Source organism: Parapedobacter composti, from assembly GCF_900112315.1.
GTDB lineage: Bacteria > Bacteroidota > Bacteroidia > Sphingobacteriales > Sphingobacteriaceae > Parapedobacter > Parapedobacter composti.
This window is the reverse complement of sequence record NZ_FOLL01000049.1, coordinates 1-1949: the sequence shown is the minus strand read 5'-3', so window position 1 is coordinate 1949 and position 1949 is coordinate 1. Positions and strand designations below refer to the sequence as shown.

Annotated in this window: 3 protein-coding genes; 1 reads left to right on the top strand and 2 read right to left on the bottom strand. The window is 42.8% G+C overall.

The window, feature by feature from the left end:
- The first annotated feature begins 209 nt into the window (after positions 1-209).
- Positions 210-440 carry an SMR family transporter gene (locus BM030_RS19500; protein WP_211657675.1) on the top strand — a complete coding sequence of 77 codons (231 nt, stop codon included), beginning with the start codon at positions 210-212 and terminating at the stop codon, positions 438-440.
- A gap of 31 nt (positions 441-471) precedes the next feature.
- Here the strand turns inward: BM030_RS19500 and BM030_RS19495 are convergent, their stop codons facing one another.
- Together BM030_RS19495 and BM030_RS19490 are read right to left on the bottom strand one after the other, a co-directional pair.
- A complete protein-coding gene (locus BM030_RS19495) occupies positions 472-930 on the bottom strand; it encodes a GNAT family N-acetyltransferase (protein WP_090975270.1) in 459 nt (152 codons plus the stop codon).
- A gap of 30 nt (positions 931-960) precedes the next feature.
- A complete protein-coding gene (locus BM030_RS19490; protein ID WP_090975269.1) occupies positions 961-1686 on the bottom strand; it encodes an SDR family NAD(P)-dependent oxidoreductase in 726 nt (241 codons plus the stop codon).
- Positions 1687-1949 lie beyond the last annotated feature (263 nt).

The window sequence follows — 1949 nt, the reverse complement described above, 5'->3', positions numbered from 1 at the left end:
CATGGCCATCAACCACAAGAACCTGAAAGACCTATATCCACAGAACTATAAGAAAATAGTGCAGCAATCAAACATGTAGTTCATAGGGCGGATACTTTACAACTGCTAAGTTAAACATTTAAGCAGCTGTCCAATATTTGGGGAGTACTATAGGTAATCGGGGCAATTGCCACACGGCAATCAAACGGCTTTACTAAACTGATTCCGTCTTGTATCGCTGTAATCGTGTTGTAGGGGCATATTATTTACTGTCGCTTTCATTGAAAAATGGAATGTCATTAGGTATTGAATATGGAACCTGGGCCGCTCTGGGAATATCGATACTCGCTATTCTGGGCATTCTTCTTTTTAAAGAAAGTTTGACCCTTCCTCAAATAATTGGTATCGTACTTATCATTGGCGGAGTGCTGGCACTGGAATTAGGAAAAGCTGCACACTGAAAAGTTGCACAGCTCTTCTTGCGCCGACTCACTAGTGCTTTCGTAACGTATAATAAAAATGCGACACGTCCTCTTCTTCAGTAGGGCTCGTTTGCCGGTAAAAATCAATTGCGTAGCTATCAACTTTGTCTACCTGTACAAAGACCTCTTCATAGCCCTGCTGCCGGAAGTAAGTTGTGGTGGTCTGAATCAGCGCTTGCCCTAGCCCTTTCCTTTGGTGCTGGCGCGACACCGCCAAATCATAAATATAAGCCAACGGCATTGTGGAGTAGTACTGATTCAGGGTGTAAGCTGTCAGCCCCCCTATTACGGCGTCTTCTTGTAACGCAATGAAAACGTGGAAATCGGAATTGGCCAATAGGCGGCTTAGATATTCATCTGCCGGCAATTTGAAAGCTTTCATTTCAAATACGTCTCCGAAGAGACCGATGAGGTCTTTAAAATAGGTAAGGTCTTTGGCCTGCAGCTTCTCTATCCGGAGATTTTCCATATCATTATTTATGCTCAAAAGGTATAGCCGCTACATATTGTTATCATCCATCGCCGGCATATTGATTTCCTTTACACAGCTAGCGTCTGAAGTGGAGATGATAAATTTAAGCGCCAGGATCACATCTTGTAACGGTATCAATCTTCTCCATGTCGTCGTTTCAATACCTGCGTCCATTACCTCATCCGCTTGGCCTTCCATCGCTAAATAGCCCAAATTTAGAACGGACACCCCGATTCTGTTCTCACGGAGGTTTTCTCGTAACGAATGTGCAACACCCCGTAAAGCAAATTTGGTTGCAGAGAACGTTACTTCCTTCCCATTGTGATTATCCAATCCCCAGGTGGACCCAATTAAGATTATTTTCGCCTGATTGGCTTTTTTCAGATTCTCAATCATGGACTGAATGCCCAGAATACAGGACGTTAGATTGGTATGGATAAGACTGATTAGTTCTTCAGGCGCATTGGTCACGAAATTATAATCGTCCGAAAACGCATCGCTTTCCCAAATACCGACATTGTAAATTAGATAATCTATTTTAGTATTTCCTATATGTTGTTTGAGAGTTTTGACGCTTTCGACCGGATTGGATAAATCAGCAGAAATCCAACGGACACTAGGAGTTTCCGAAAGATAGTCCGGCTCACTCCGTGAAATACCAAAGACCTGATCGTCTCCATCTGGAAGGTTAAGTGTAATGGCTCTTCCGAGGCCCTTGCTTACTCCAAAGATCAGGTATGTTTTTCGTTCCATAAAGCCTTCTGATTTTTTTAATAATATACGACCCACAGCTACTTGTCTATTATCTTCTTTCAGTGCTTGGCTCCCCGATCGGAAAGATTTGAATAATAGGGATTGCCGTCATAAATTGATCTTGTTGCCCAAATCTTACTGATACATTTTGCAAGTCAGTGACAAAAGTGGATATTCCGAGCCAAAGTACACCACTATTCCGCTCCAATATACACCACCGATTCCGGGGCAAAGTACACCAGTCTGTAAGGGTTGTTTAGGAT

Bases quoted from the DNA above. Each gene is read 5' to 3' on its own strand.
- BM030_RS19495 (WP_090975270.1), bottom strand. From the start codon at position 930: ATGGAAAATCTCCGGATAGAGAAGCTGCAGGCCAAAGACCTTACCTAT.
- BM030_RS19490 (WP_090975269.1), bottom strand. From the start codon at position 1,686: ATGGAACGAAAAACATACCTGATCTTTGGAGTAAGCAAGGGCCTCGGA.